Annotated in this window: 2 protein-coding genes; both read right to left on the bottom strand. The window is 71.6% G+C overall.

The window, feature by feature from the left end; all coding sequences use genetic code 11:
• Nucleotides 1-168: SAM-dependent methyltransferase (locus tag BST12_RS29610; RefSeq protein WP_245850632.1), on the bottom strand; the 168-nt coding region annotated here is incomplete at its 3' end.
• A partial coding sequence (locus BST12_RS29615; RefSeq protein WP_211281432.1) for a precorrin-8X methylmutase occupies nucleotides 165-402 on the bottom strand: 238 nt, incomplete at its 5' end. The genes BST12_RS29615 and BST12_RS29610, both read right to left, overlap by 4 nt.

Raw genomic sequence — 402 nt, forward strand, 5'->3', positions numbered from 1 at the left:
GGGCCGCAGATACGGTTCGGCGATGCCGCGGGCGATGCTGTGACCGTGTGGGGCGCTGTGATAGGCCACCACATCGGCCTCGCCAATCACCCGGGCGGCCTTGACGGTCACCAACTCCGGATCGCCGGGCCCCAGCCCGACTCCCCACAGCGTGCCCCGAGCGCTCATTCGCGGTCGCTGGCTATCGCATTGACGGCGGCGGCGGCCATCGCGCTGCCGCCGCGGCGACCGCGCACCACCAGGTAGGACATCCCGCGGGGCCGCTCGATGAGCTCCTCTTTGGCCTGTGCCGATCCGACGAAACCCACCGGTCCGCCCAGCACGGCCGCCGGTGGGGGTGCCCCTTCGTCGACCAGTTCGAGCAGCCGAAACAGCGCGGTGGGCGCGTTGCCTATGGCCAGC

Source organism: Mycobacterium angelicum (assembly GCF_002086155.1).
Lineage (GTDB): Bacteria > Actinomycetota > Actinomycetes > Mycobacteriales > Mycobacteriaceae > Mycobacterium > Mycobacterium angelicum.